The organism is Paenibacillus marchantiae, assembly GCF_028771845.1.
GTDB classification, from domain to species: Bacteria; Bacillota; Bacilli; order Paenibacillales; family Paenibacillaceae; genus Paenibacillus; species Paenibacillus marchantiae.
Genome location: NZ_CP118270.1, coordinates 4697365 through 4719440, shown reverse-complemented (window position 1 = coordinate 4719440; position 22076 = coordinate 4697365). Strand labels below are relative to the sequence as shown.

21 protein-coding genes are annotated in these 22076 nt (G+C 46.7%); 9 read left to right on the top strand and 12 right to left on the bottom strand.

Annotated features, from left to right (window positions below; translation table 11 throughout):
• Nucleotides 1-77 precede the first annotated feature (77 nt).
• Nucleotides 78-2228 carry an alpha-glucuronidase family glycosyl hydrolase gene (locus tag PTQ21_RS21395; RefSeq protein ID WP_274567060.1) on the bottom strand — a complete coding sequence of 717 codons (2151 nt, stop codon included), beginning with the start codon at nt 2226-2228 and terminating at the stop codon, nt 78-80.
• Nucleotides 2225-4450 carry a glycoside hydrolase family 52 protein gene (locus PTQ21_RS21390; RefSeq protein WP_274567059.1) on the bottom strand — a complete coding sequence of 742 codons (2226 nt, stop codon included), beginning with the start codon at nt 4448-4450 and terminating at the stop codon, nt 2225-2227. The genes PTQ21_RS21395 and PTQ21_RS21390 overlap by 4 nt, the downstream gene beginning before the upstream one ends.
• A gap of 176 nt (nt 4451-4626) precedes the next feature.
• On the opposite strand from PTQ21_RS21390, the gene PTQ21_RS21385 reads away from it, so the two are divergent.
• Nucleotides 4627-5538 carry a helix-turn-helix domain-containing protein gene (locus tag PTQ21_RS21385; protein WP_274567058.1) on the top strand — a complete coding sequence of 304 codons (912 nt, stop codon included), beginning with the start codon at nt 4627-4629 and terminating at the stop codon, nt 5536-5538.
• A 67-nt stretch (nt 5539-5605) separates the two neighbouring features.
• Here PTQ21_RS21385 and PTQ21_RS21380 read toward each other — a convergent pair whose 3' ends face one another.
• Together PTQ21_RS21380 and PTQ21_RS21375 are read right to left on the bottom strand one after the other, a co-directional pair.
• A complete protein-coding gene (locus tag PTQ21_RS21380; RefSeq protein WP_274570543.1) occupies nt 5606-6997 on the bottom strand; it encodes an aldehyde dehydrogenase in 1392 nt (463 codons plus the stop codon).
• Between the two features lie 97 nt (nt 6998-7094).
• Nucleotides 7095-7397, bottom strand: coding sequence for an ArsR/SmtB family transcription factor (locus PTQ21_RS21375; RefSeq protein ID WP_063563882.1), 303 nt, complete (start codon nt 7395-7397; stop codon nt 7095-7097).
• 198 nt (nt 7398-7595) lie between these two features.
• On the opposite strand from PTQ21_RS21375, the gene PTQ21_RS21370 reads away from it, so the two are divergent.
• The 5 genes from PTQ21_RS21370 (at nt 7596) to PTQ21_RS21350 (ending at nt 11658) form a co-directional block, all read left to right on the top strand.
• Entirely contained in the window at nt 7596-8327 is a 732-nt protein-coding gene (locus PTQ21_RS21370; protein WP_082935071.1) for a GntR family transcriptional regulator, read from the top strand.
• Between the two features lie 47 nt (nt 8328-8374).
• Nucleotides 8375-9442, top strand: a complete 1068-nt coding sequence (uxuA, locus tag PTQ21_RS21365; protein WP_063563883.1) for a mannonate dehydratase — start codon at nt 8375-8377, stop codon at nt 9440-9442.
• On the top strand, nt 9439-10302 hold the full coding sequence (locus tag PTQ21_RS21360; RefSeq protein ID WP_063563884.1) for an SDR family oxidoreductase: 864 nt from the start codon (nt 9439-9441) through the stop codon (nt 10300-10302). The genes uxuA and PTQ21_RS21360 overlap by 4 nt, the downstream gene beginning before the upstream one ends.
• Nucleotides 10303-10534: 232 nt before the next feature.
• The gene (locus PTQ21_RS21355) at nt 10535-11263 is read left to right on the top strand and encodes a DUF421 domain-containing protein (protein WP_079695960.1); all 729 of its coding nucleotides are present in this window, start codon (nt 10535-10537) and stop codon (nt 11261-11263) included.
• Between the two features lie 23 nt (nt 11264-11286).
• Nucleotides 11287-11658, top strand: coding sequence for a DUF4363 family protein (locus tag PTQ21_RS21350; protein WP_063563885.1), 372 nt, complete (start codon nt 11287-11289; stop codon nt 11656-11658).
• 60 nt (nt 11659-11718) lie between these two features.
• On the opposite strand, the gene PTQ21_RS21345 is transcribed toward PTQ21_RS21350, so the two are convergent.
• The 6 genes from PTQ21_RS21345 to rpmG all read right to left on the bottom strand — a co-directional run bounded on the left by PTQ21_RS21345 (nt 11719) and on the right by rpmG (nt 15964).
• Nucleotides 11719-12426, bottom strand: a complete 708-nt coding sequence (locus PTQ21_RS21345) for a M50 family metallopeptidase (protein WP_064638081.1) — start codon at nt 12424-12426, stop codon at nt 11719-11721.
• A 47-nt stretch (nt 12427-12473) separates the two neighbouring features.
• Nucleotides 12474-12950, bottom strand: a complete 477-nt coding sequence (locus PTQ21_RS21340) for a hypothetical protein (RefSeq protein ID WP_064638083.1) — start codon at nt 12948-12950, stop codon at nt 12474-12476.
• A 202-nt stretch (nt 12951-13152) separates the two neighbouring features.
• Nucleotides 13153-14232 carry a metal ABC transporter substrate-binding protein gene (locus PTQ21_RS21335; RefSeq protein ID WP_274567055.1) on the bottom strand — a complete coding sequence of 360 codons (1080 nt, stop codon included), beginning with the start codon at nt 14230-14232 and terminating at the stop codon, nt 13153-13155.
• The gene (locus tag PTQ21_RS21330) at nt 14219-15112 is read right to left on the bottom strand and encodes a metal ABC transporter permease (RefSeq protein WP_274567054.1); all 894 of its coding nucleotides are present in this window, start codon (nt 15110-15112) and stop codon (nt 14219-14221) included. The genes PTQ21_RS21335 and PTQ21_RS21330 overlap by 14 nt, the downstream gene beginning before the upstream one ends.
• Nucleotides 15058-15765 carry a metal ABC transporter ATP-binding protein gene (locus tag PTQ21_RS21325; RefSeq protein ID WP_063563890.1) on the bottom strand — a complete coding sequence of 236 codons (708 nt, stop codon included), beginning with the start codon at nt 15763-15765 and terminating at the stop codon, nt 15058-15060. Before PTQ21_RS21325 ends, PTQ21_RS21330 begins: the two co-directional genes overlap by 55 nt.
• Before the next feature lie 49 nt (nt 15766-15814).
• Nucleotides 15815-15964, bottom strand: coding sequence for a 50S ribosomal protein L33 (gene rpmG, locus PTQ21_RS21320; protein ID WP_090806450.1), 150 nt, complete (start codon nt 15962-15964; stop codon nt 15815-15817).
• A gap of 173 nt (nt 15965-16137) precedes the next feature.
• Here rpmG and PTQ21_RS21315 point away from each other — a divergent pair, with 173 nt between their 5' ends.
• A complete protein-coding gene (locus PTQ21_RS21315) occupies nt 16138-16986 on the top strand; it encodes a stalk domain-containing protein (RefSeq protein WP_072732938.1) in 849 nt (282 codons plus the stop codon).
• A gap of 70 nt (nt 16987-17056) precedes the next feature.
• Here PTQ21_RS21315 and PTQ21_RS21310 read toward each other — a convergent pair whose 3' ends face one another.
• Complete coding sequence (locus PTQ21_RS21310) at nt 17057-18259, bottom strand: GTP-binding protein (RefSeq protein ID WP_274567053.1); 1203 nt, start codon at nt 18257-18259, stop codon at nt 17057-17059.
• A 281-nt stretch (nt 18260-18540) separates the two neighbouring features.
• Between PTQ21_RS21310 and PTQ21_RS21305 the strand changes: the two genes are divergently transcribed.
• Nucleotides 18541-19575: a permease gene (locus PTQ21_RS21305; RefSeq protein WP_072732936.1), complete on the top strand. Its 1035-nt coding sequence runs from the start codon at nt 18541-18543 to the stop codon at nt 19573-19575.
• Between the two features lie 40 nt (nt 19576-19615).
• The gene (locus tag PTQ21_RS21300) at nt 19616-20599 is read left to right on the top strand and encodes a TIGR03943 family putative permease subunit (RefSeq protein ID WP_274567051.1); all 984 of its coding nucleotides are present in this window, start codon (nt 19616-19618) and stop codon (nt 20597-20599) included.
• A gap of 84 nt (nt 20600-20683) precedes the next feature.
• Here PTQ21_RS21300 and PTQ21_RS21295 read toward each other — a convergent pair whose 3' ends face one another.
• Nucleotides 20684-21985 carry a pyrimidine-nucleoside phosphorylase gene (locus PTQ21_RS21295; protein ID WP_064638097.1) on the bottom strand — a complete coding sequence of 434 codons (1302 nt, stop codon included), beginning with the start codon at nt 21983-21985 and terminating at the stop codon, nt 20684-20686.
• Nucleotides 21986-22076 lie beyond the last annotated feature (91 nt).

Below are 22076 nucleotides of genomic sequence, written 5' to 3'. Positions count from 1 at the left end.
CCCTCCTTCTCGTGTATGTCAACGTTGTTCTTTCCTCCGAAGAAGATCCGACTGTTTTATATACTCTCGTATCCAGATTAATATATCGTTCTTCCTTGTTTATCTGCAATACCACTTTTGCGATAGAAGTACGTATTGATCATATCTCGCCATTCCTTGGCGTGCTCCGCCTGCCCTGCCTGTAACGCAGACACCTTATCAAATACATTTGAATCAATCTTGCCTTCCAACTGTCTCCAGGTCTGTGCTAATGCTTTCGCCTGCTCTGCTCCATCAAAATGTGTATCATAAATGTGCTGAATGACCGTTTTGCCAGAATTCAGAACATGCGTATACGGGACATGGTGGAAAAATAATAGCAGCTCGTCCGGACAGGAATCTACGGATTCATATCTTTCGGCATTTTCGCGGTGGTATTGGGAAGTGTATCCTGTTCCACTGCTCATTGTCCGGTCCACACCAATGCCATCACAATCGGCAAAATGATACGTGCCCCACTTGGAATATTCATAGCCATCCACATTAGGCCCATAATGGTGCTCCGGATTAACCATCCAGCCTACACCGAGCGGTGCCGTATAACTTTCATAGATATGGAGTGAATTCAAAAGCATGCCAGAGATTAGACGAACGACCTCTTCGTCATGTCCGAATGTAAGTCTGACCCACTCCTCCGCAATCTCTTCCGATGACAGCTCTGGATTCCAAGCAAGTCTTCCATATCCATATAGATTCGCCTGAGCGAGCGGATGTCCTGTCCAGCAAGCATCTGCACCGATATTGGATACTGCGGCAAAGCCGCTGTAGGGCCTGTTGTACAGAGAACCGTCAGCAATGCGTTTGATTTCAGAACCCGGCCCCTTGGCGAACGTATCAAAATCCAATACTTCTTTCCACTGTGGAATCAGATAACACAGATGCCGCTGCTGACCCGTATACTCTTGCGTAATCTGGAACTCCAATACCTGATTTGTGTTCTCCATTGCTCCGAACAGTGGAGATACGGCCTCGCGAACCTGAAAGTCCATTGGCCCATTCTTGATCTGCAAAATGACGTTATCCGCAAATCGGCCATCCAGTGGTTTGAAGTGGTCATATGCCGCCCGTGCACGATCCGTGGAGCGGTCACGCCAGTCTTGTTTACAGTTATAGACGAAGCAGCGCCATATTACCAGTCCACCAAACGGGCGAAGTGCCTCGGCCAGCATGTTCGCTCCATCGGCATGATCACGGTTATATGTGAAGGGTCCTGGCCGATTTTCGGAATCCGCTTTGATCAGATAGCCGCCAAAATCCGGGATTGCCGCATACACCTTGGCTGTCTGAATGTTCCACCATTCACGGACCTGTTCATCCAGCGGATCTGCCGTAAGCAATCCACCAATCTCGATCGGACTAGCGTAGTTGGCGCTAAGGAACAATCGGATACCGTACGCTCTGAATTGGGCAGCAACCTTCGCAACATCACCCAGGAAACGTTCCGTCAGGAACAGGCTCTCACGCTGATGAACGTTGACGTTATTGATTGAAATGGCGTTAAGGCCTGTAGAAGCGAGCAATCTGGCATAATCTCGAATACGCCCGAGGTCACGAGTGAATTCTCCATTGTCATAGAAAATGGATTTTCCAGCATAACCACGCTCAATGCTTCCGTCCACATTATCCCACTGATTGATCATGCGTAATGCATTAACAGGCTGCTCTGAAATGTAGCTTAATCTACCCTCAGCAGGATGCACTTCGTTTGAGTTTTCTTGCTCCAGAACAAGTTCTCTCAACAAATGAAAAGTACCATATAGAACACCTTGAGGGGTTTCAGAACCAATAAACAGCCTACCCTGCTCTTTATCTTCGCGGATAATATAACCTTCTCCCTGCACAGTAGAGCGTTCCGTGTCGCTGAAGGCCTGAGCCACGGCTTCTGAACCTGTCCATGTGCCAAGCCAGATCCCTTGTGCCTCCTGGTGGGCTGAATCCGACTTGCTCACTTGACTGACAGTTTCCTGATTAACTTTCGGTTTGATGCCAAACAGCTTATCTAGTCCCTGAGTCAGCTCGGCTGATGCTGTTGATATGATTTCCTGATCTTCCGCCACAGTCACGGTATGGCTCCAGACGGGGGCTGTCTTTTTGGCGGCCCCTTTCACTGCGGATTGACTTTGAAGATATCCAAGCCACGCATCATATTGCGGGCCGGAGATAATGGATTGAACGGTTGTGTTGCTCATTGTACAGCCTCCTTGCTGGCATAGATCTGTTCCAGACGATTACCTTTGCCTTCGAGCAGCCATAGAATCGATGTTACACCGCGCGGGTAATACTTGCTTCCGACCGCCACACCGGCCAGGATCTGGTCACTCCAACACCAGTAGGATTCCTCTGGATGCAGCAGCCAGTTTACATGAGCAGCGTCAGAAGCCTTCCCTATTTCATCCCATTCCACGCCCAGCAGTTCTCGTGCGATGAATTGGGATAGATATATTTTGCTGAGCCATGAGTTATTGCTCGTAGAGGATAGCTTCCAGCCTCCATCTTCAAACAGACAAGTACCAGGGACAAGAACTGTTTTAAAATGGGTCCGAAGCGCTTGCAGGTAAGGCCCGAAACGGCCATTTACATCCAGCGCGCCTTCACAGCCGGTGAAGTATGGGAACACCAAGCCTTCAATGGCTGGAATGATGCGGGAATCATTATTTTCGGCGATCACTGCCGGAATGTAGCCACCGTCGGTTAACTGGGCTGCTATACTGGCTGCACAGCGATCCGCCTGACGTCCTGCATGATGAGACAATTCAGCCAGCTTCTCTGCAGCGAACAGCTTCTCCAGTGCAACATAGACGGCCCAGCATTTGCCTGCCAGATAGATGTTGTTGCGGGATTGTCCAAGTGACACATCCAGGCTGTCGTAAGTGGTAATCTCGGCTCCGCCCTTGGTACGACTGCTATCCAGCCCCATTAGACCATTGCGTTGGTGTTCATCTGGATGATCCCGGTTTAACATGCTTTCGAAGCAATCCCGAATGACGGGCAGCATCTCCTTAACAAATTCCCGATCCTGCGTCTGTTCAATATATACAGTTGCACAGCAGAGCCAGTTGACCAGTTCCTCGTGGCTCATTTGCGAGAAGCAGTCATCAATACCCACGAGCTCATACGCCGAGTGCCCTGGACGTGAGAATACATTGGCTACGCCGATATCATGCGTGAACGTAATGCCGCCCGGATATTCTTTCTCTTCGCCCGGGAACCGCACTTGATCTGTATAACTGTAGCGTTTCACAAACCACTCTAACTCGTTACGCACGGTCCAAGGGTTTAAGGCAAGTTCAAAATACAACTGATCTGCGGTCAGATCGAGTGTATTCATCATCCGGTATTCACCTTCATTTACGATCCAGAACGGCTCTCCATCCGCATCCAGCAGTTGTGTACTTGCATAATAGCTGTGAATGGAATGGGCAAGCATAAATGACTGATCTTCACTCAAAGCAGCTACTCCGAGACGTTGCTCAATTTCCTTACAGGAAGCAGTCAGCTCGTTGAAACGGTTAAGCGCATATTTCCCGGCTTCCTGGATATCTGCAAAATAACGTGTATACCAATAGGTCGTGTCCATACCCGAAGTAACGATCCCGCCGCGATAAAAACAGACGGCAAATTGGTACGTACGCTTCTCTCCGGCGGGAACGTCCATCAACAACGCAGCTGTTTCACCTAGACCGAAGGCCAGATTCTCACGATGTTTCTCCTGCAATATCTTCTCCAATGTAAATCCTCGAGCAGGCCATAGACCCTCATCCGCAGATAAAATGGCAGTTAGGCGACCTTGTCCAACCCCGGTTAATGCCCCACCCTCAGGTCCTCCGATGATACGCATGGCTGAGTAAGGATCATTTCCCTGGTAGCCAAAATATGCTTTACGCGACTGGCGTCCTTGCGTGTTATCAATTGTTATCTCCACCAGCACAGCAGGCACAAGCGCATCCATTATTGCTTCACGATCGCCACTCAGCGGTTCGGGTACAGGACGCACAGGTGAGTAAATACGGAAAGTCAGATCACCCGCCGTCCACGTATCTGTTCCCGAAGTAAACTCACGCGTAATCTCTTCATCGCGGAACGCTGAAATTAGCGGGCGTGTTCCCTGTGCTGCCGCTGGTGTGCTCAATCCATTTTCTGTCGAGGCCGAAGACACCTGATCTGAATCCGAATTGTCCACTTTCTCTACATCATATCGAACGCTTGCATCTTCAACGGCTTCGAAAAATGGTAAAGCTTCGTAGTTCTCACTGTCGCGAGATTGTAAACCGATATATATATTCTGATCTGCTGGCTTGCCAAGCTCCAGGCCTAGTCCGCCTTTGGCTCCTTTGTATCCAAGCGTAAAGCTGGCAAAAGCCCCGATCGGTGAGTGATGGGCATTATAAAAGATGGACTTGGATGTGCTCATGAACGATGACCCCTCTCAAAATGGTTTGCATACGTTTTCATTAGCCCCATCCTACCATGGGCATTCCACCGTAGACCATGGTCAAATCAATCGGATATTTACCCAAATCAAGCTAATAGACTATAATATAAATAAAGCGGTTACATCTGTTTCTATTTTTATTAAGGGGGTCTTCCATGTCTTCCACCTATTTGCCTCCCGCTCTGGGAGAGAGTATGCATGAGGTGTTTTACCCAGATGTACAAACAACGGTGAATTTGTTCGCTATACATTTGCGAAGTGTCGGCGCGGATTGGGATTATCCAGCTCACGAACATCCACAATATGAGCTGAATTATGTAACAGAAGGCGAACAATATATGACCGTGAACGGCAAACTGTATATTCAAAAGGCTGGCGAATTGCTCCTGATTCCTCCAGGAAGCACTCATTCCAGCCTGAGCCATAACGGCAAGGGGTTTACGTATTTTTGCATGCATTTTGATATCGATGATCAGTTATTTCTCTCTTTGCTTGCACGAATCAAGCAGGTTTTGTTCGATGCAGATAGTCCGGTTACCCACCAGATCGAGCCTGTACTTCGCAAATTAATGTCTTCTGCGGATAACCGGGCGGCGAGTACGATGGTGCAGCGCATGCAGCTGCAATCGGCGGTATTTGAGTTGTTCGGCCATTTATGGGAGGCTGTCTCTCAGGAAGCAGCTCAAATGTTTACGGACGGATATGAAAAGATCGAACTTGCCCATCAAATTCGTAATAGGCTGCAAGGACTGGTAAGTCAGCAGTTCAAGCAGGGACGTGAGTCCGACAGCCATTATGGCATTGATGATATTGCAGCAGAGCTGGGCATCAGTTCCTCGCATTGTAACCGTGTATTTCGGCAGGTGTATGGTCAGTCTCCACGTGTATATTTATCTGAAATGGTTCTGCATGAAGCCAAAGTTCTGCTGGGTAACCCCAAGCTTTCGGTTCAGAACATCGCTGCCATGTTAGGTTACAAGGATATTGCCCATTTCAGTCGTCAATTCAAGCGCTGGTCAGGGATATCACCCACACGCTACAGACAGGAACAGCCTGTTCCGGAATGAGCTTCATCCATTGAAGATCATTCCAGTATGGCCTCTACGTTGTATATGATTAAACGCCGGTTCTCTTTTATTTCAAAAGACGTTTAATCGTCTTCAGCTTGTTATCGTATGGCGGATATAAAATCGACAAGTTCAATCTGGTGCTCTTTTTGAGCACACTTTTCATATGAGAGAAGGTCTCCAGGCTATAACGCCCGTGATATGAACCAAGACCGGAATGTCCTACCCCTCCAAAAGGCAGACGTGGGTTGGCTACATGGGTAATCGTATCGTTAATGCATCCTCCCCCAAAAGAAACCTCGCGCATCACTTTATCTTGTAGTTGTGTATCTGATGTAAAGAGATATAGCGCCAGCGGTTTCGGCCGCTTCTCAATTCCTGCAATCGCCTCATCAATATAGGAATAACTGATAATCGGCAGAATCGGACCAAAAATTTCGTCTTCCATCGTTGCCGCTTCCCACGATTCAGCATCAATAAATGTCGGTTCAATAAAGCGGTCTTCCTCATCGGATTGACCACCATAGATGACGAGGGCTTGATCGCGTTCAATAAGGGTAGTGAGACGTTTGAAATGCGCCTTGTTGACGATTCGCCCATAATCTCGATTATGCTGAATATCTGTGCCAAAGAACATTTCCACTGCTGCTTTCATTTCGGAGATCAACGAATCTTTCACCTGTTCATGCACAAGAAGATAATCCGGAGCGATGCAGGTCTGACCCGTATTGAGCAGTTTCCCCCATATAATACGCTGTGCAGCCACTTTGATATCTGCATGCTTATCCACGATGACTGGACTTTTACCGCCAAGCTCCAGCGTCACTGGAACGAGATTTTTGGCAGCGGCCTCCATGACAATTTTGCCAACGGGTACACTTCCTGTAAAAAAGATATAGTCAAAAGGCGAATTAATAAGCGCCGTGGTGGTGTCTTTGGCTCCTTCGACCACGTGAACGTATGCTGGTTCGAATACCGAGCTAATCATCTCGCGAATAACAGCTGAGACGGCTGGTGTGTTCTCTGATGCTTTGAGGACTGCCGTATTGCCTGCTGCCAACGCACCAACCAGGGGTTCAATTAACAGCTGGAATGGATAGTTAAAAGGTCCAATAATCAATACCGCACCATAAGGCTCAGGAATGATATAACTTTTCGACCCGATCAGCGTGAATTGGGTTTTGACTTTGACCGGCTTGACCCATTTCTTCACTTGCCGAATGGTGTGCGTGATACTATCCAGCATGAATCCAATCTCTGTAGTATACGATTCGAACTCACTCTTGCCCAAATCCTGATAGAGCGCCTCAGTAAGACGGGACTCATACTTCTGAATCGCCTGTTTCAACCGGGTTAAATGTGTAATGCGAGACTCGGCCGAACGAGTAGCCCCTGAGCGAAAAAACTGCCGTTGCTGCTGTAAAATTTCTTCGACTTCATGTGCGCTTAATTCCTGCATGACACTCATATAATACAACTCCTCTTCGAGTTAATGATGATTCGTTTAAACATACGAACATTTAGCCCACATGCCTAGGCATGTTAACAACTCTTGCTTATAAGCACTCTTCTTCCAACGCGCCAACCAGTTCCTTCAACAGCTCTACCGAGGACCTTAATGAAGCGGAATAATATCGTTGTGTGCCCTTCTGTTCTACGGAGATGAGCCCTTTTTCAAGCAATAACTTGAGATGATGAGATATAGCAGGCCGGGATAGGCTGAACTGCTCTGTAATTTCATTCACTGTCATGCTGCCCTTCTCACTAAGAGCAAGTAATATCGCCTGACGATGATTGTCGCTAAGTACCTGGAATAAGGGGATGCAGGTTTGAAAAATAGATATCGCTTTTTGTCCCATGGTTTCACCTCTATTATATGTCTACAGATATCACAATTGTCATGTCTGTTGGTTTAAACATTTGAACCTAATGACTATAGTTTACTCCAGCATCCCGCTAACAGCAAGCCATGTGCGATAAATTTTAGACTAACTTATATAAAGCGCTTCCATACTACCATACAAGTATGGTAGTATGTTCTTGAAGGAGTTGAGATTATGGAATATCCCCCTAGGTCTTCGTCCAAAGCCGAATTATTATCATCCTTAATTAACCCGTCTTCTCTGAACAAACAGGCATTCTCTTCTCGTGAGGCGGTCTATACGACGTTGAAGCAGTTGATTCTGAGTTTGAAGCTGCCTCCGGGTACCGCCATCTCGGAGAAAGAGATCTCGCTTGAGTTCAATGTAAGTCGGACCCCTGTTCGAGAAAGCTTTGTCCGATTAGCGCAGGAAGGTCTGCTGGAAGTCTATCCGCAGCGAGGTACCTATGTATCTCTGATTCAGGTTGATCTCGTGGAGGAAGCACGTTTCATGCGTGAGCAGCTTGAGCGTGCCGTCATACGGCTCGCGTGTGTCCAATTTCCAGATGAACACATGAAAATATTGGAGCAGAACCTTGCGCAGCAGCAGGAATGCATACTTGAACCGGATGATGAACGAATGTTCGGATTGGATGAGGAATTCCATAGTACTCTCTTTGCAGGCTGTAACAAAAAAAACACCTGGTCCGTGATCCAGCATATGAACGTGCATCTGAACCGGAGCCGAATGCTCCGTCTGTCTTCGGATCATCATTGGGATCATTTGCTCGAACAGCATCGATCCATGGTACAGGCGATACAACAGCATGATGCCCAAACGGCAGAGCACATTATGCAGGAACATCTGCATTTGACCGTAACGGATCTGGCTGTCCTGCGGGATACATACCCTTCCTATTTTCAATGATGATGGATCTACCTGTTCTTTAAACTAATCTTGATGAGGTGAATGTGATGAGAATGGTTTTTCGCTGGTTTGGAGAAGGCAATGATACCGTAACACTTGACCACATCCGGCAGATTCCGGGAGTCGAAGGCATTGTATGGGCGCTGCATGATGTTCCGGCAGGTGAGGAATGGCCCATGGACAAAATTCTGGCAGTCAAAGCTGCTGCAGATCAGGCCGGGTTACATCTGGATGTCGTTGAGAGTGTTAACATTCATGAAGACATCAAGCTCGGTCTGCCTACACGTGATCAATATATTGAGAATTACAAAAAAACGATGGAAAAACTCGCCCAGGTAGGCGTTAAAGTGATCTGTTACAACTTCATGCCGATCTTTGATTGGCTGCGTACCGATTTGCATAAGGAGATGGAAGATGGCTCTACCGCCCTCTTCTACGAGAATAGCAAAATCGCCGATATTGAACCGCTGGAATTGGTTCGACGCATTACCGAAAATTCCGCATTGACGATGCCCGGCTGGGAACCGGAACGATTGCAGTATTTAACAGGTCTGTTCGAAGCCTATAAGGATGTAACAGAGGAAGATATGTGGGAACACGCTCGTTATTTCCTGCAGGAGATCATTCCTACTGCTGAACGGTTAGGTATTCGAATGGCCATTCATCCGGATGATCCGCCTTGGCCGATCTTTGGTCTGCCGAAAATTATTACGAGTCAAGACAATGTTCGCAGATATCTGAACTTGTATGATAGCCCTTACAATAGTGTAACGTTGTGCAGTGGCTCTCTTGGAGCTAATCCAAACAATGATATTATCGGTATGATCCACGAGTTCAAGGACCGTATTCCTTTTGCTCATATCCGTAATGTAAAAATCTATGATAATGGAGACTTTATCGAGACATCCCACCGCAGTCAGGATGGAAATGTCGATATTGCCGGTGTTGTGGAAGCCTATCACGATATTGGATTTGAAGGTTATGCACGACCGGATCATGGACGTCATCTCTGGGGAGAACAATGTAGACCGGGATATGGACTCTATGATCGGGCTCTGGGAATTATGTATCTGTGGGGCGTTTGGGACTCCCTGCAAAGGAGGTCAAAAGCATGAGTGAATTTACCAAAGAAAGATCAACTCGTCTGGAAGGCAGAACAGCTGTAATTACTGGCGGGGCAGGTGTTCTATGTCGTTCTATGGCTGAAGAGCTCGCGCGACATGGCGCAAGTGTAGCCATTCTGAACCGTACCGTATCCAAAGGGGAAGAAGTTGTTGCAGCAATTGAGTCTGCGGGTGGAAAAGCGATCGCTGTAGCTTGTGATGTGACCCAGACCGATAGTGTAATAGCGGCAGCAGCTGTTGTTCAGGAGAAGCTTGGACCTTGCGATATCCTTATTAACGGAGCGGGTGGCAACCATGCCAGCGCCAATACCACGAATGAAATTTTCAGACAGGAAGATTTGGAGCAGCCGGATATCACTACTTTTTTTGATGTAAGTGTCGAGGGATTCCGTCAGGTGATGGATCTGAACTTTGTTGGGTCCCTCATCCCTACCCAAATCTTCGCAAGACAAATGATAGAACGTGATGTTCCAGCTACCGTCATTAATATTTCGTCCATGAGTGCCCCTTCGCCCATGACCAAAGTTCCTGCGTACAGTGCAGCCAAAGCGGCGATTAACAATTTCACGCAATGGCTTGCGGTACATCTGGCCGAATCGGGAATCCGAGTAAACGCCATTGCACCAGGATTCTTCCTGACTGAACAAAACCGTAATCTGCTGCTTAAGCCGGATGGCTCGCCGACCGAACGTTCAAGTAAAATCATTGCGCACACGCCAATGCGCCGCTTCGGCAAACCGGAAGATCTTCTAGGCACGCTGATGTGGCTGGCAGATGAACGTCAGTCCGGTTTTGTTACAGGTACGGTTATTCCTGTAGATGGTGGGTTTATGGCTTACTCGGGTGTATGACCTCTATTCTATTTACTATTCCATGGATTTACCGAATTAAAGATATGTAACGAATGATTAACCGAAGCCTGGAGCACTTAGCCAGGTTTCGGTTTTTTGCGTTCAAGAATAAGATTATCCAGCCTAGGAAAAGCTTGTTATAGCCCACAAATATGCTGGGTGGAATTAAAGAATGGCTTCAAGCATTCACATTTTCAATCTGTAAGATGAAGCGAAGGAAGGTGATACATACATGATGGAAGAAACATGGGTTGTTGCTGTGCGATCGATTATCGCCTTTCTGACCCTGATCATCTATACCCGGGTGCTGGGCAAACAACAAATGGGCAACTTGACGTATTTTGATTACATTAACGGTATTACGATCGGTTCCATCGCAGGTACATTTGCGACCGATCTATCTTCCAAGGCGTGGATTCATTTTGTGGCCTTGACCATTTTCACCATTATCACGATTATTTTTCAGTATATTACGCTGAAAAATCGTACCATCTCCAAACTGATGGACTCTGACCCCACACTGATCATCCAGAATGGTAAAATTCTCGAACAAAACCTGAGTAAAATGCGTGTGAAATTTGACGAATTGACCATGATGCTGCGGCAAAAGGATGTATTTGACATCACTACGCTGGATTATGCCATTCTTGAACCGGACGGCAGTCTCTCTGTTGTGTTGAAACCAGAGAATCAACCGGTAACCGCGAAGGACATGCATATGCATCCTGCCAAGAGCAAGCTGATGACCGAGATTATCATTGATGGCGTGCTGATTAAGCAAAATCTGGAGGAACGAAACAAAGATACGAACTGGCTCAGCGAGCAGCTTAAAAAGCAAAAAGTGACGATACAGGATATTGCTTTTGCCGCCATATTGCCTAACGATAAATTGTATATTGATCTATTCAAAGATAAGATCACCGAAAAAATCGATATGGGCGATTATGAGGGGCCTTTCTAAATTTACATGAAGGAGGCGATTGAATGAAATCGCGTTTCTGGTTGCTGTATGTGCTTCCGATCTGCCTCATTCTTGTGTTCGTTGCGATAATGGCAAGCGGAGCCCTTCTCAAAAAGCCCTTTGGTGCTGATGATCGCTTGCTTGAATCTGTACAAACATTGCAGAAACAGGTTGAGGGCAAAAAATGGACTGAAGCCAAGTCCCAAATCGATTACGCGATGAAAGCCTGGGACAAGATCGTCAATCGCATACAGTTCAGTGTGGAGCGTGAGACGATTTACGATATTCTGGGTACCCTTGCAAGGATGAAGGGCGGTATTGCCGCTGAGGATGATAAGGCGATCATGGAAGAAATTTATTACTTTTATGTGTTATGGGACAATCTTGGAGATTGACACGAAGACACGCAAAAAGGCACTCTCCTTTAATAAAAAAGGAAGTGCCTTCTCTGTTTTCTAAACATTACGCCCGCGTAATCCACGGGATTTTGACGTGCGGACCGTGCTTTCTTTTCGGAAAAAGAGCGTCAGTGCTCCCTTCGCACACCACAGTGCAAACAGTGCAAATAACGTTCCCCAGAACAGTGCCGGGAGAAATGTCTGCTGAGCCAGATTGGCTGCATCCCCTGCCCGGGACGGCTGTGTCCAGGACATTAGCCCAACATACATGGCACTAACTACGGACTCTTCCAGTGTGAGGAAAGCCAGCAACAAATAATAGAATTTCGCGATTTTGGCACCAAAGATCATAATCACAACATTCAGCGCACTAAAGCCTGTAAGCCAGAGCATGCCGAATTCTCCCCTTACATAGAAGAGAAGCGACACAAGAGCTACACCCGTCATAATGCCGAGCCCCCACATGTGCCGTCCTTTCCGGTAAAGATAGAATAACAGCCAGGCAAAGAGAGACGCCGTGACATACCCCGCTAAGGAAACCAATATAGATCTGCCTGGTGTCAGCATGGATGAATATGTAACGCCACTGTGATCAGCGTATAACTCAATGCGCAATACTTTGCCGGATAACAACAGTGTTACCAGTGCATGGCCAAATTCGTGTATCATCGTATCCAGGTTACGGAACAATGAAGAAAATGGTATAAAGCGGGTCAGTAGCGCTGAACCCACCAGAAACAGTATGGTTTTGAGCCATTTATTCAATCCGGTCCTACCTCCCTTGCCTCCGAGTAAAAATACCTATCACTATACTACGTGGCTACACTTAAATCGTTTCGATCCATGAAATGCGCGGCGCAATATTGCATCCACCAGCAGAAACTCCGGTTATGACCTATGAAAAAAGACGACAGATCATATCGACCCGTTCCTGTCTCCAGTGTGGCAAGCAATCTATTGCGCATCTGCGACAGCGCATAAGTCACAAATCGATCGGCTGCCTCATTTTGTATAAGTGTAACATAGGCATAAAGGGAATGATCTATCGGCTCATCGAGCGGGCTCACACCAGCACAAGAAAACTCGGTACGTACGCCCGCTCTGTGAAGCAAAGTCAAGGCATCAACTAACTCAGCATCCACTTCGACATCGTTCCAAATCTCCGTTCTCTTCGCTGCCACGGTCTGCTTCTCGCGTTCCGTCCACTGCATTAACTCCAGCTTGCGTCTTCTCCATAGATGGGCAGGCTGCTGGCTTAATAGTACTTCCTGTTCTTCATCTGAATCCATAAGGCATTTCCTCCCGTTCCCCGCATGATCTCCGTCACCTTGAACAACGAAAAGAGCACATCCCTGTGCTCTCTGCGTGGCCAAAGGCAAAGGAATGGCTGTGCCATTCCTCAGCATGTTGTATTATTGTACCTTTTTCGATGACGGGCATCAAATGGGTTCTCTTTTTTCGTAAATTCAACTTGTTAAAGTAGCAAAACCGCTATTCATTCAGTGCCAGTTTCAGTGCCTCCAAATTCTGCCGCATTACACCGATGTAATCCATTCCAGCTGCGATTTCCTCTTCCGTCAATCCTTCAATTGGGTTCAATACAGCTGTTTTGGCTCCTACTTCGTTGGCGATAGTCTCTGATACTTTGGATGAAACCAACGTTTCGAAGAAAATCGTCTTCACCTGATGCTCCTTGGCAAAATCAATAACGGATGCCATTTGAGCTGCGGAAGGCTCTTGTTCAGGAGACAGACCGGCAATCGGTACTTGCTGCAGACCGTATTCCTTTGCAAGATAACCGAACGCAGCATGCTGTGTGATGAAATCTTTACGTTTGCTGTCTGCTACAGCTGCCGTGAAATCCTGATCCAGTGCCTCCAGTTTGGCAACATAGGCGTCGGCATTTTGCTTGAATTGCTCCGCATGTTCAGGCGCAGCCTGTGCGAGTCCAGCCTCGATATTCCGTACTTCCTTCACGGCAAGTGCAGGTGACAGCCAAACGTGGGGATCAAGTCCACCGTGATCATGATCATGTGTATGTCCTTCTTCTGCTTCGGCGTCATGATCGTGATTATGCTCCTCTGTTGTCGCTTCATCCGCATGGTCATGCGTGTCGGTTGTATCGGCATGTTCGTGATCATGCTCCTCTTCTTCCGATCCTTCCAGCAGATCGATCCCATGACTCGCTTCCACTTGAATGAGTTTGGCATTGCTCAGACTATCCGTAACTTGATCGATCCAGGATTCCATTCCCGCCCCATTATAAACAAGCACATCCGCTTTTTCGATGCTCGCAATATCCTGTGGTGTCGGCTCCCAATCATGTGGCTCCATACCCGCAGGAACGAGTGTATGAACATTAGCCAGATCACCCGCTACATTTTTGGTGAATTCATACATTGGATAAAAGCTGACTTCAACGTTCAGTTTGGCCTCTTCGGTCTCTGCAGGTGCTGGCGTGTTAGCCGAGCTGGTACTGGAATCGGAAGCGGACTGATTTTGTCCACAACCGGCTACGATAAGTGTAAGACTGAATAATAGTGCAAGAGCTGATTTTTTATTGAATTTCATGTGGCGTATTCTCCCTTGAATGTATGAATAGAGTTGCACGTTGTTGTTTTCTCTCTTTACGATGACGTTTACGGTTATATCGTCCAATCAGCTTTTGTGCTGATATGCCAATCAATAGAAAGACCAACAGGATGAGAGCAATCGTTCCTCCCGGTGGTGTGTTTAGATGGTAAGAGGTTGTCAGTCCGCTAAAAATACCAATTAATCCAGTGACGACAGCAATAAGGATCGCTGCCGCAAAGCTGCGTGACAATCTCAGTGCCAGGGCAGCGGGCAGTACAATTAAAGCAGACACAAGCAATACGCCGACAATCGGCATGGCTGAAGCAACAGTCATTCCTGTCAGAATGGCAAATGCAAAGGATAAACCTTTTACCTGAATGCCTCCAATGGAAGCTGTCTCTTCATCAAACGTTAAATTGTACAGTGGCCTTCTGAGTACGATGAAAAAAATCAGTCCGATGACGCACACAGCCGCCATAATCCATAACTGCATATCACTAACGGCAACGATGGAACCGAACAGGTAAGAGCTGAATGTCTTGGACAGATTGGTTTTCAGACTCATGAGCACCACAGCAAGGGCCAGACCCGACGTCATAATGATCGCTACAGGCACCTCGCTATATGTCAGGTAATTTCGCCGGAGTTGTTCCACCAGCAATGCGCCGATAATCGCAATCGCAAATCCACAGATCACCGGATCTAGGTTCATCACAGAACCAAGGGCAACCCCTGCCAATGAAACATGGGACAACGTATCCGCCATTAGCACCTGCCGTCGCAGCATCAGATAGACTCCTAAAACTGGAGCAATGACTCCGATCAGTCCGCCTGCCCAGAAAGCACGCTGCATGAATTCGTATTCAAACACTGCCATTCCTCACTTTCTTGCCGCTCCAGGGTAATCGTCCGGTCCAACCGGTTGCCCATCTCTTCTAATCCGTGGGTGACCATAATAATGGTCAGTGCATGAACGTCTGCATAATGGCGCATCAGATCATAGAATCCTTCACGGCTGCGCCGGTCCATGCCTGTAGTCGGCTCATCCAGCACGAGTACCTGCGGCTGGCCTGCCAAGGCTCTGGCAATGCAGATTCGCTGCTTTTGTCCACCAGATAGTTCTCCAACCCGGGCGTTGCGATATTCCCACATGCCGACTTCCCGCAAGCTGCGTTCCACAATGGCTTCCTGCTCGGATGTGAATCTGCGGAACAAGCCGAGTTTGCGGTAACATCCGGATCGCACCAGTTCGATCACCGTACTGGGAAATCCACTGTTGAATGATGCTACCTGTTGAGGTACATATCCGATGTTCAGCTTACTGCCACGTACGGACTGCACATTCATATGTACCGTGCCGCTCCAGGGCTGTAACAGCCCCAGCAGCAATTTCAGCATGGTTGTCTTCGCAGAACCATTCGGTCCTGTAATGCCGACAAACTCCCCCACATGGATATCCAGCGACAGTTGGTCAATGACTGGCTCTTTGCCGTATCCGAATACCACATCACGCATGGAAGATAGAATCATGGCTTTTCCTCTTTTCGTAAATATTACGATTTAAAAATGACAAAAAAAATTATCTTGTTTCCCGGTGAATGGTCATTCTCTTTAATCGTGGTGAATACTTCTTCAATTCGATCCGTTCCGGATGGTTACGCTTGTTCTTGGTTGTTGTATAGTTGCGATCTCCGCACTCGGTGCAGGCTAAGGTTACAATGACTCTCATGGATATGGCCTCCTTTGATCTATTTAATCGTAATAATTACTATTTAATGAGTTTAGCCCATGCTTTTATGTTTGTCAACCCCTCACCTACTAAAGTAAAATTTTGTATGCACATTACAATTTCATATGATATACTGCTTTGGTATCACTATAATTTACCTACGGAGGAACTAGATGAAGATCAAAAAATCAACTTTTATTGGGTCATTGGTAGCATGCAGTTTGGCTTTCGGTGCCCTGGGTGTGGCAGCTTCAAACGGAATTCAGGATATTGAAGCAGCACTCGACAGCAACATTAGCTTTAAAGTAAACGGTTTGTCTTGGACACCCAAGAATGAAGCTGGAGACAAACTGAATGCATTAGTTTATGACGGTGATGTTTACTTGCCTGTAAGTACCACAGCAGAAGCATTGGGAGCCAACGTATCTCTGAATGTTAGCAACAAAGTTGTAAGTATTACTAATTCAGGTAGCGGTAAGTCTAGTAGTTCAAGTAATAATAACAGCAGTACAGGTACTAAAGGTTCTGAAGATTCAAGTAAAACAAGTAGTTCGAGCACTTCAGGCTCAATCAAGATGACTGGAACTGATGCTCAGATGATAGCCAAATTGCAAAAAGAATCTCTAACACTGATTAAAATGTATGGTAAAGCACTTAAAACGGGCAGTACTAGTGAGTTTGATAAATACATAGATGACAAAGTCATTGAAAATGCCGAGATTGACTTTTTTGATCGAGGCAAGCAGTATCAAAAAGATAAATTCAAGACTAAAGTTAAAGGTCTCATTGAAGCAAATGATAAAAAAACACTGACCAAATATGCAGATCAATTGATTAACATCAAATCAGCTGATTTTAAAGTGATTTCAATGAATGACAAAACCAAAATAAGTCAAAGTTACAAAGCCATTTATTATCCACAAGGGTGGACGGGTTCTTTTGGAGTATATCTTTCCTTTGTGTTTAGTCCGCAAAAAAGCGGTAACGGCGATTTTTATCTTGGCGATTTGTACTTTAGCTAAAATCCTTAATCCAATACAATCATTGATCTTCAGGTGCACCATTGAACTTGAAGATCTTTTTCTTTTCACTTCAACTCCACGCTGGAAATGGATCTTTCAGTTCTCGCCAGTTCAGTTGCATCTCTTCGTTGGTAAGGAGTGTCTCATCTAACGTCCGTTCGATCTCCGCTCGGTCCATGTCTATCCCGATAAACACCAGTTTCGTAACCCGATCGCCCCACTGCTCATCCCAATCCGGAATAGGCGGAAGTGTATCACCAAAATGCATTTGTCGCTCTTCGTCACTCATCGCGCCTACCCACAACCCGGCTGGTCCCAACTGCTTGGATGTTCCCGCATGACTGAACGATATCGCCATATGGTTACGTGTAGCCAGCCACATTAAACCTTTGGAACGCACAATACTATCAGGCCATTTCGCAATCCAACGCAGCAAACGCTCCGGATGAAACGGACGTTTCCGATGGTACACAAATGAGTGAATGCCATACTCCTCTGTCTCAGGTGTGTGCTCTTCCTTCATTAATTCGCGGATCCAGCCCGCAGACTGGCTTGCTTTTTCAAAATCAAACCGTCCGGTATTCAATATCTCCCTTGGGTCAATCTGTCCATGTGTGGTGCGAATAAGTCGGGCTTCCGGCTGCATCGCGTGTAGTGCTTTCTCAAGTTTGAGTAATTCATCTTCCGATACCAGATCACACTTGTTCAAAATCAGCACATCACAGAATTCAACCTGATCCGTCAGCAGATGAACGATCCCCCGTACATCATCATCCCCGGCTTCCTGCCCCCGATCCTTCAACGTTTCTTTGGAATTGAAGTCACGCCAGAACTGGGCAGCATCCACTACCGTCACCATCGTATCGAGCCGCGTAAATTTTGTTAAATCGATCCCCAGCTCTTCATCGATATACGTAAATGTCTGGGCAACGGGGACTGGCTCTCCAATACCTGTCGATTCAATCAATATATAGTCAAAAGAACCGTCCAGCGCAAGCCGTTCCACCTCTTTCAGCAAATCCTCATGCAGCGTGCAGCAGATGCAGCCATTGGACATCTCCACCAGCTTCTCATCAATACGTGACAATCCACCACCATCCCGGATTAAACCAGCGTCAATATTGACTTCACTCAGGTCATTCACAATGACAGCGACTCGCATACCCTCTCGATTATGAAGCACATGGTTAAGCAATGTCGTTTTGCCTGCGCCCAGATATCCACTTAAAACCGTAACCGGAACTCGGGGTAGTACTTGTTGTTGTTCTGTCATTTTAATTACTCCCTTCCATTTATCCTCTTAAAACTAAAAAAATCGGAATGCTATGTAGCTTACACTCGACCGATGGGCTGAAGAATAACCATTACTTAATAGTAATTATTACTATTAACAAAATTAACTATAACTGAACATCGTTTCTTTTGTCAACATTAGAAGTTTTTAAGGTCCAGATATGTAAATCGTAAAAATGTTGATTAATTACTGCGAACGAGTATGATGGGGACGGTACAAGCATATATTTTACCAAAGTCCCGGTTCTGGAGGTTTATCCCATGAAAATGGCAGCCAATCTTAAGCTCCTGTCATTCCTGATTCCCTGTGCATTTCTTGTTCCCGTGTTGATTACGATGGCTCCCAATCTGAAAGGAGCATGGAACAGTGAAGCCTTACAAAATATGAAAACAGTATTCATCAGCATTTTCCTCGAAGCCGCTCCATTTCTGCTCATAGGGGTGCTGTTATCTTCGCTAATGCAATGGTTTGTATCTGAGGAAATGATTCGCAAACTAACGCCTAAGAACCCCGTCGGAGGTGTGCTGGTAGCGGGTCTGCTGGGAATCGTTTTCCCCATCTGCGAATGTGGCATGATTCCGGTCGTTCGACGGTTGATGCATAAAGGCATGCCCCCCTATATCGCGGTGACCTTTATTCTTAGCGGCCCTGTAGTAAATCCAATTGTCTTTACCGCGACCCTGCTCGCTTTTCCTTCCCATCCCGAAATTACGATCGCCCGTATGGGACTGGCCTTTGCTGTAGCAGCTGCGATCGGTGGTCTGGTGTATATGTTCGTCCGCCAGAATCCATTGCGTAAACCGAAGGCTACAGTGACGGAGGTCAAGACACATCCCGGATTTAAAATGGCACAGCCTCATTCCCATTCTACCGATCATGATCACGTGCACGATAAAAACTGGCGCAGCTTTTTCATCCATGCGGGTGACGAATTTGTTGATATGAGCAAATATTTGGTGATTGGTGCTCTAATAACAGCCTGCATTCAAACCTTTATCAGCCGCAGTGATCTCATTTCTCTGGGTAACGGGCCTGTTGCCTCCTATGCCTTCATGATGGGTTTTGCGTATGTATTGTCTCTCTGTTCGACATCCGATGCGTTCGTAGCCTCAGCCTTCTCTCACACGTTTGCGTTAGGGCCGCTATTATCCTTTCTCGTTCTCGGTCCAATGCTTGATTTCAAAAGCACATTGATGCTGCTCTCCACCTTCCGCACCCGGTTTGTTATTGGCTTGAGCCTGGTCATTATTGCGTTGGTTTTCGCGGGATCGTGGTTGATTAACCTTTTGGCATGAGCATGTATGAATGTATTATCTGATCAAAAGAGGTGATTACATGAACCATCCTGGTTATACAGTGACCAAAGCTCCGGTTACCAAATCTCACCCTATCCAGTGGCATAACCTGATTCGTGCGCTGTGGATCGGCGGGCTCGCCGTATACATCATTCATTTGAATACAACGGATTCTCTTCATTATTACTTGGCGCCGACGATGCAGCGATTGTTACTCTGCTGCCCTGTTCCCTTTTTGTTCATTGCCGCCATCATGGCCTGGCACGGACTATTCGGTAATAGCCAGCTCCATTGCGACTGTGAGCATCCGCCTCCTTCAGGATGGGGACGCAGCTCGCTGATGTATGGATTGATTGCCATTCCATTAGTACTTGGTTTTCTTTTGCCGGATCAGGCACTAGGCAGTTCTATGGCCAGTCAAAAAGGCATGTCCCTAACCTATGGACCTCCGGAAATTCGTCGAAAAGAACCCTTATCTGATACAGTAGAACTGGACATTAAAGATCTATCCAAAAAAACTGCAAATGTTGAATCATCTGTGCCTGCCACGAAAGTACAATTCGTTCCCCCGGATGAGTACAGTCGTGAATTTGCCAAACTGGCAGAGAAGTTATATGCGGAATCAGTCATAAAGGTATATCCTGAAATCTTCTCCGAGACATTAGGTTCGATCGATATGTTCCAACGACAATTTGCAGGCAAGGCTATCAGCCTTACCGGGTTTGTATATCGAGACAAAAGTATGGAGCATGAATCTCATTTTGCATTAGGGCGATTTCTCGTGATGTGCTGCCCAGCAGACGCGGCACCCTTTGGTGTGATGATTCATGTCCCGAATGCAGACAGCTATCCTACAGACAGCTGGGTACAAATCGATGGCACCATTGGTTCTGCTCAAGTGAATGGTGAGGACACCATTGAGATTCGGGCGACGAAGGTAACTCCGGTCGATCAGCCATCTACCCCATACATTTATACCAGTGCAGATTCAGTTGTGACGTATGATGAATTGCAAAATAAATAAGAAAAGCCCCGAAGCTATGGAATGCATAACTTCGGGGCTTTAAATTTTATTCCGGCATCAGGTTAACCTTGTTTGCCTGATATATTATTCAGTTACGATATCATGCACCAATACAGGAGCATCTGCATGATCTGCAATAGTAATGTTCTCTTTGATCTTCGCGATTACGTCTGCTACGTCTTCACGATTCGCATGGATGGTTACGAGTGATTCACCAGCTTTAACTTGGTCACCCACTTTTTTGTTGAGCATCAAGCCCACAGCAAGATCGATCTCGGACTCTTTTGTTGCACGGCCTGCGCCGAGCAGCATTGCTGCAGTACCGATTTCGTCAGCGACGATACCAGCTACATATCCGTCTTTATCCGCTGGTACTTCAACCAGATATTTCGCTTGTGGCAAGCGATCTGGGTGATCTACAACTGAAGCGTCTCCGCCTTGATTTGCCAGGAAGTCCTTGAATTTCTCCAGCGCTTTACCGTTCTGGATCACTTCTTTCAATTTCTCCTCAGCATGCTCCAAGGAGTCTGCTTTACCAGCAAGGAATACCATTTGACGTCCAAGCGCCAGACAGAGTTCTTCCAGATCTTTCGGTCCTTTACCTTGCAGCGTGAGAATGGCTTCTTTCACTTCAAGCGCGTTACCGATAGCGAGGCCCAGTGGTTGAGACATATCGGAAATGACAGCCATTGTTTTACGTCCTACATTGTTACCGATGCTTACCATGGCATGTGCCAGTTCTTTTGCATCTTCTGTTGTCTTCATGAATGCACCAGCACCCGTTTTGACATCCAATACGATCGCATCGGCACCTGCTGCAATTTTCTTACTCATGATAGAGCTTGCGATCAGTGGGATGGAGTTAACGGTAGCTGTAACGTCACGCAATGCATAGAGCTTTTTGTCTGCCGGCGTGAGGTTGCCACTTTGACCGATAACGGCAACTTTATGTTCGTTAACGAGGCGGATGAACTCTTCTTTCTCCAACTCGACGTGGAAACCTGCAACAGATTCCAGTTTGTCCGTTGTACCACCAGTGTGACCCAATCCACGTCCGGACATTTTGGCAACTGGAACATCCAGAGCAGCAACAAGCGGTGCCAGTACCAGCGTTGTAGTATCGCCAACGCCTCCTGTGGAGTGCTTGTCTACCTTGATACCTTCGATTGCGGACAGATCAATGGTCTCGCCCGAGTTCACCATGGACATGGTCAAATCTGCGCGTTCCTTATCAGTCATATCCTTGAAGAATACAGCCATCGCCCAAGCGCTGACTTGATAATCAGGGATTTCGCCTTGTGTGTATCCTTGAACAACAAAATCAATCTCAGCTGTTGTCAGTTCTTTTCCATCGCGTTTCTTAGCAATAATGTCTACCATTCTCATGATGATCTCTCCTTCGTTGTGGGTGATTTACACGGGTCACTCCGATGGCAGAACAACCTTCCAACCGCTGTTATCCCCAGATTTTTCTGAT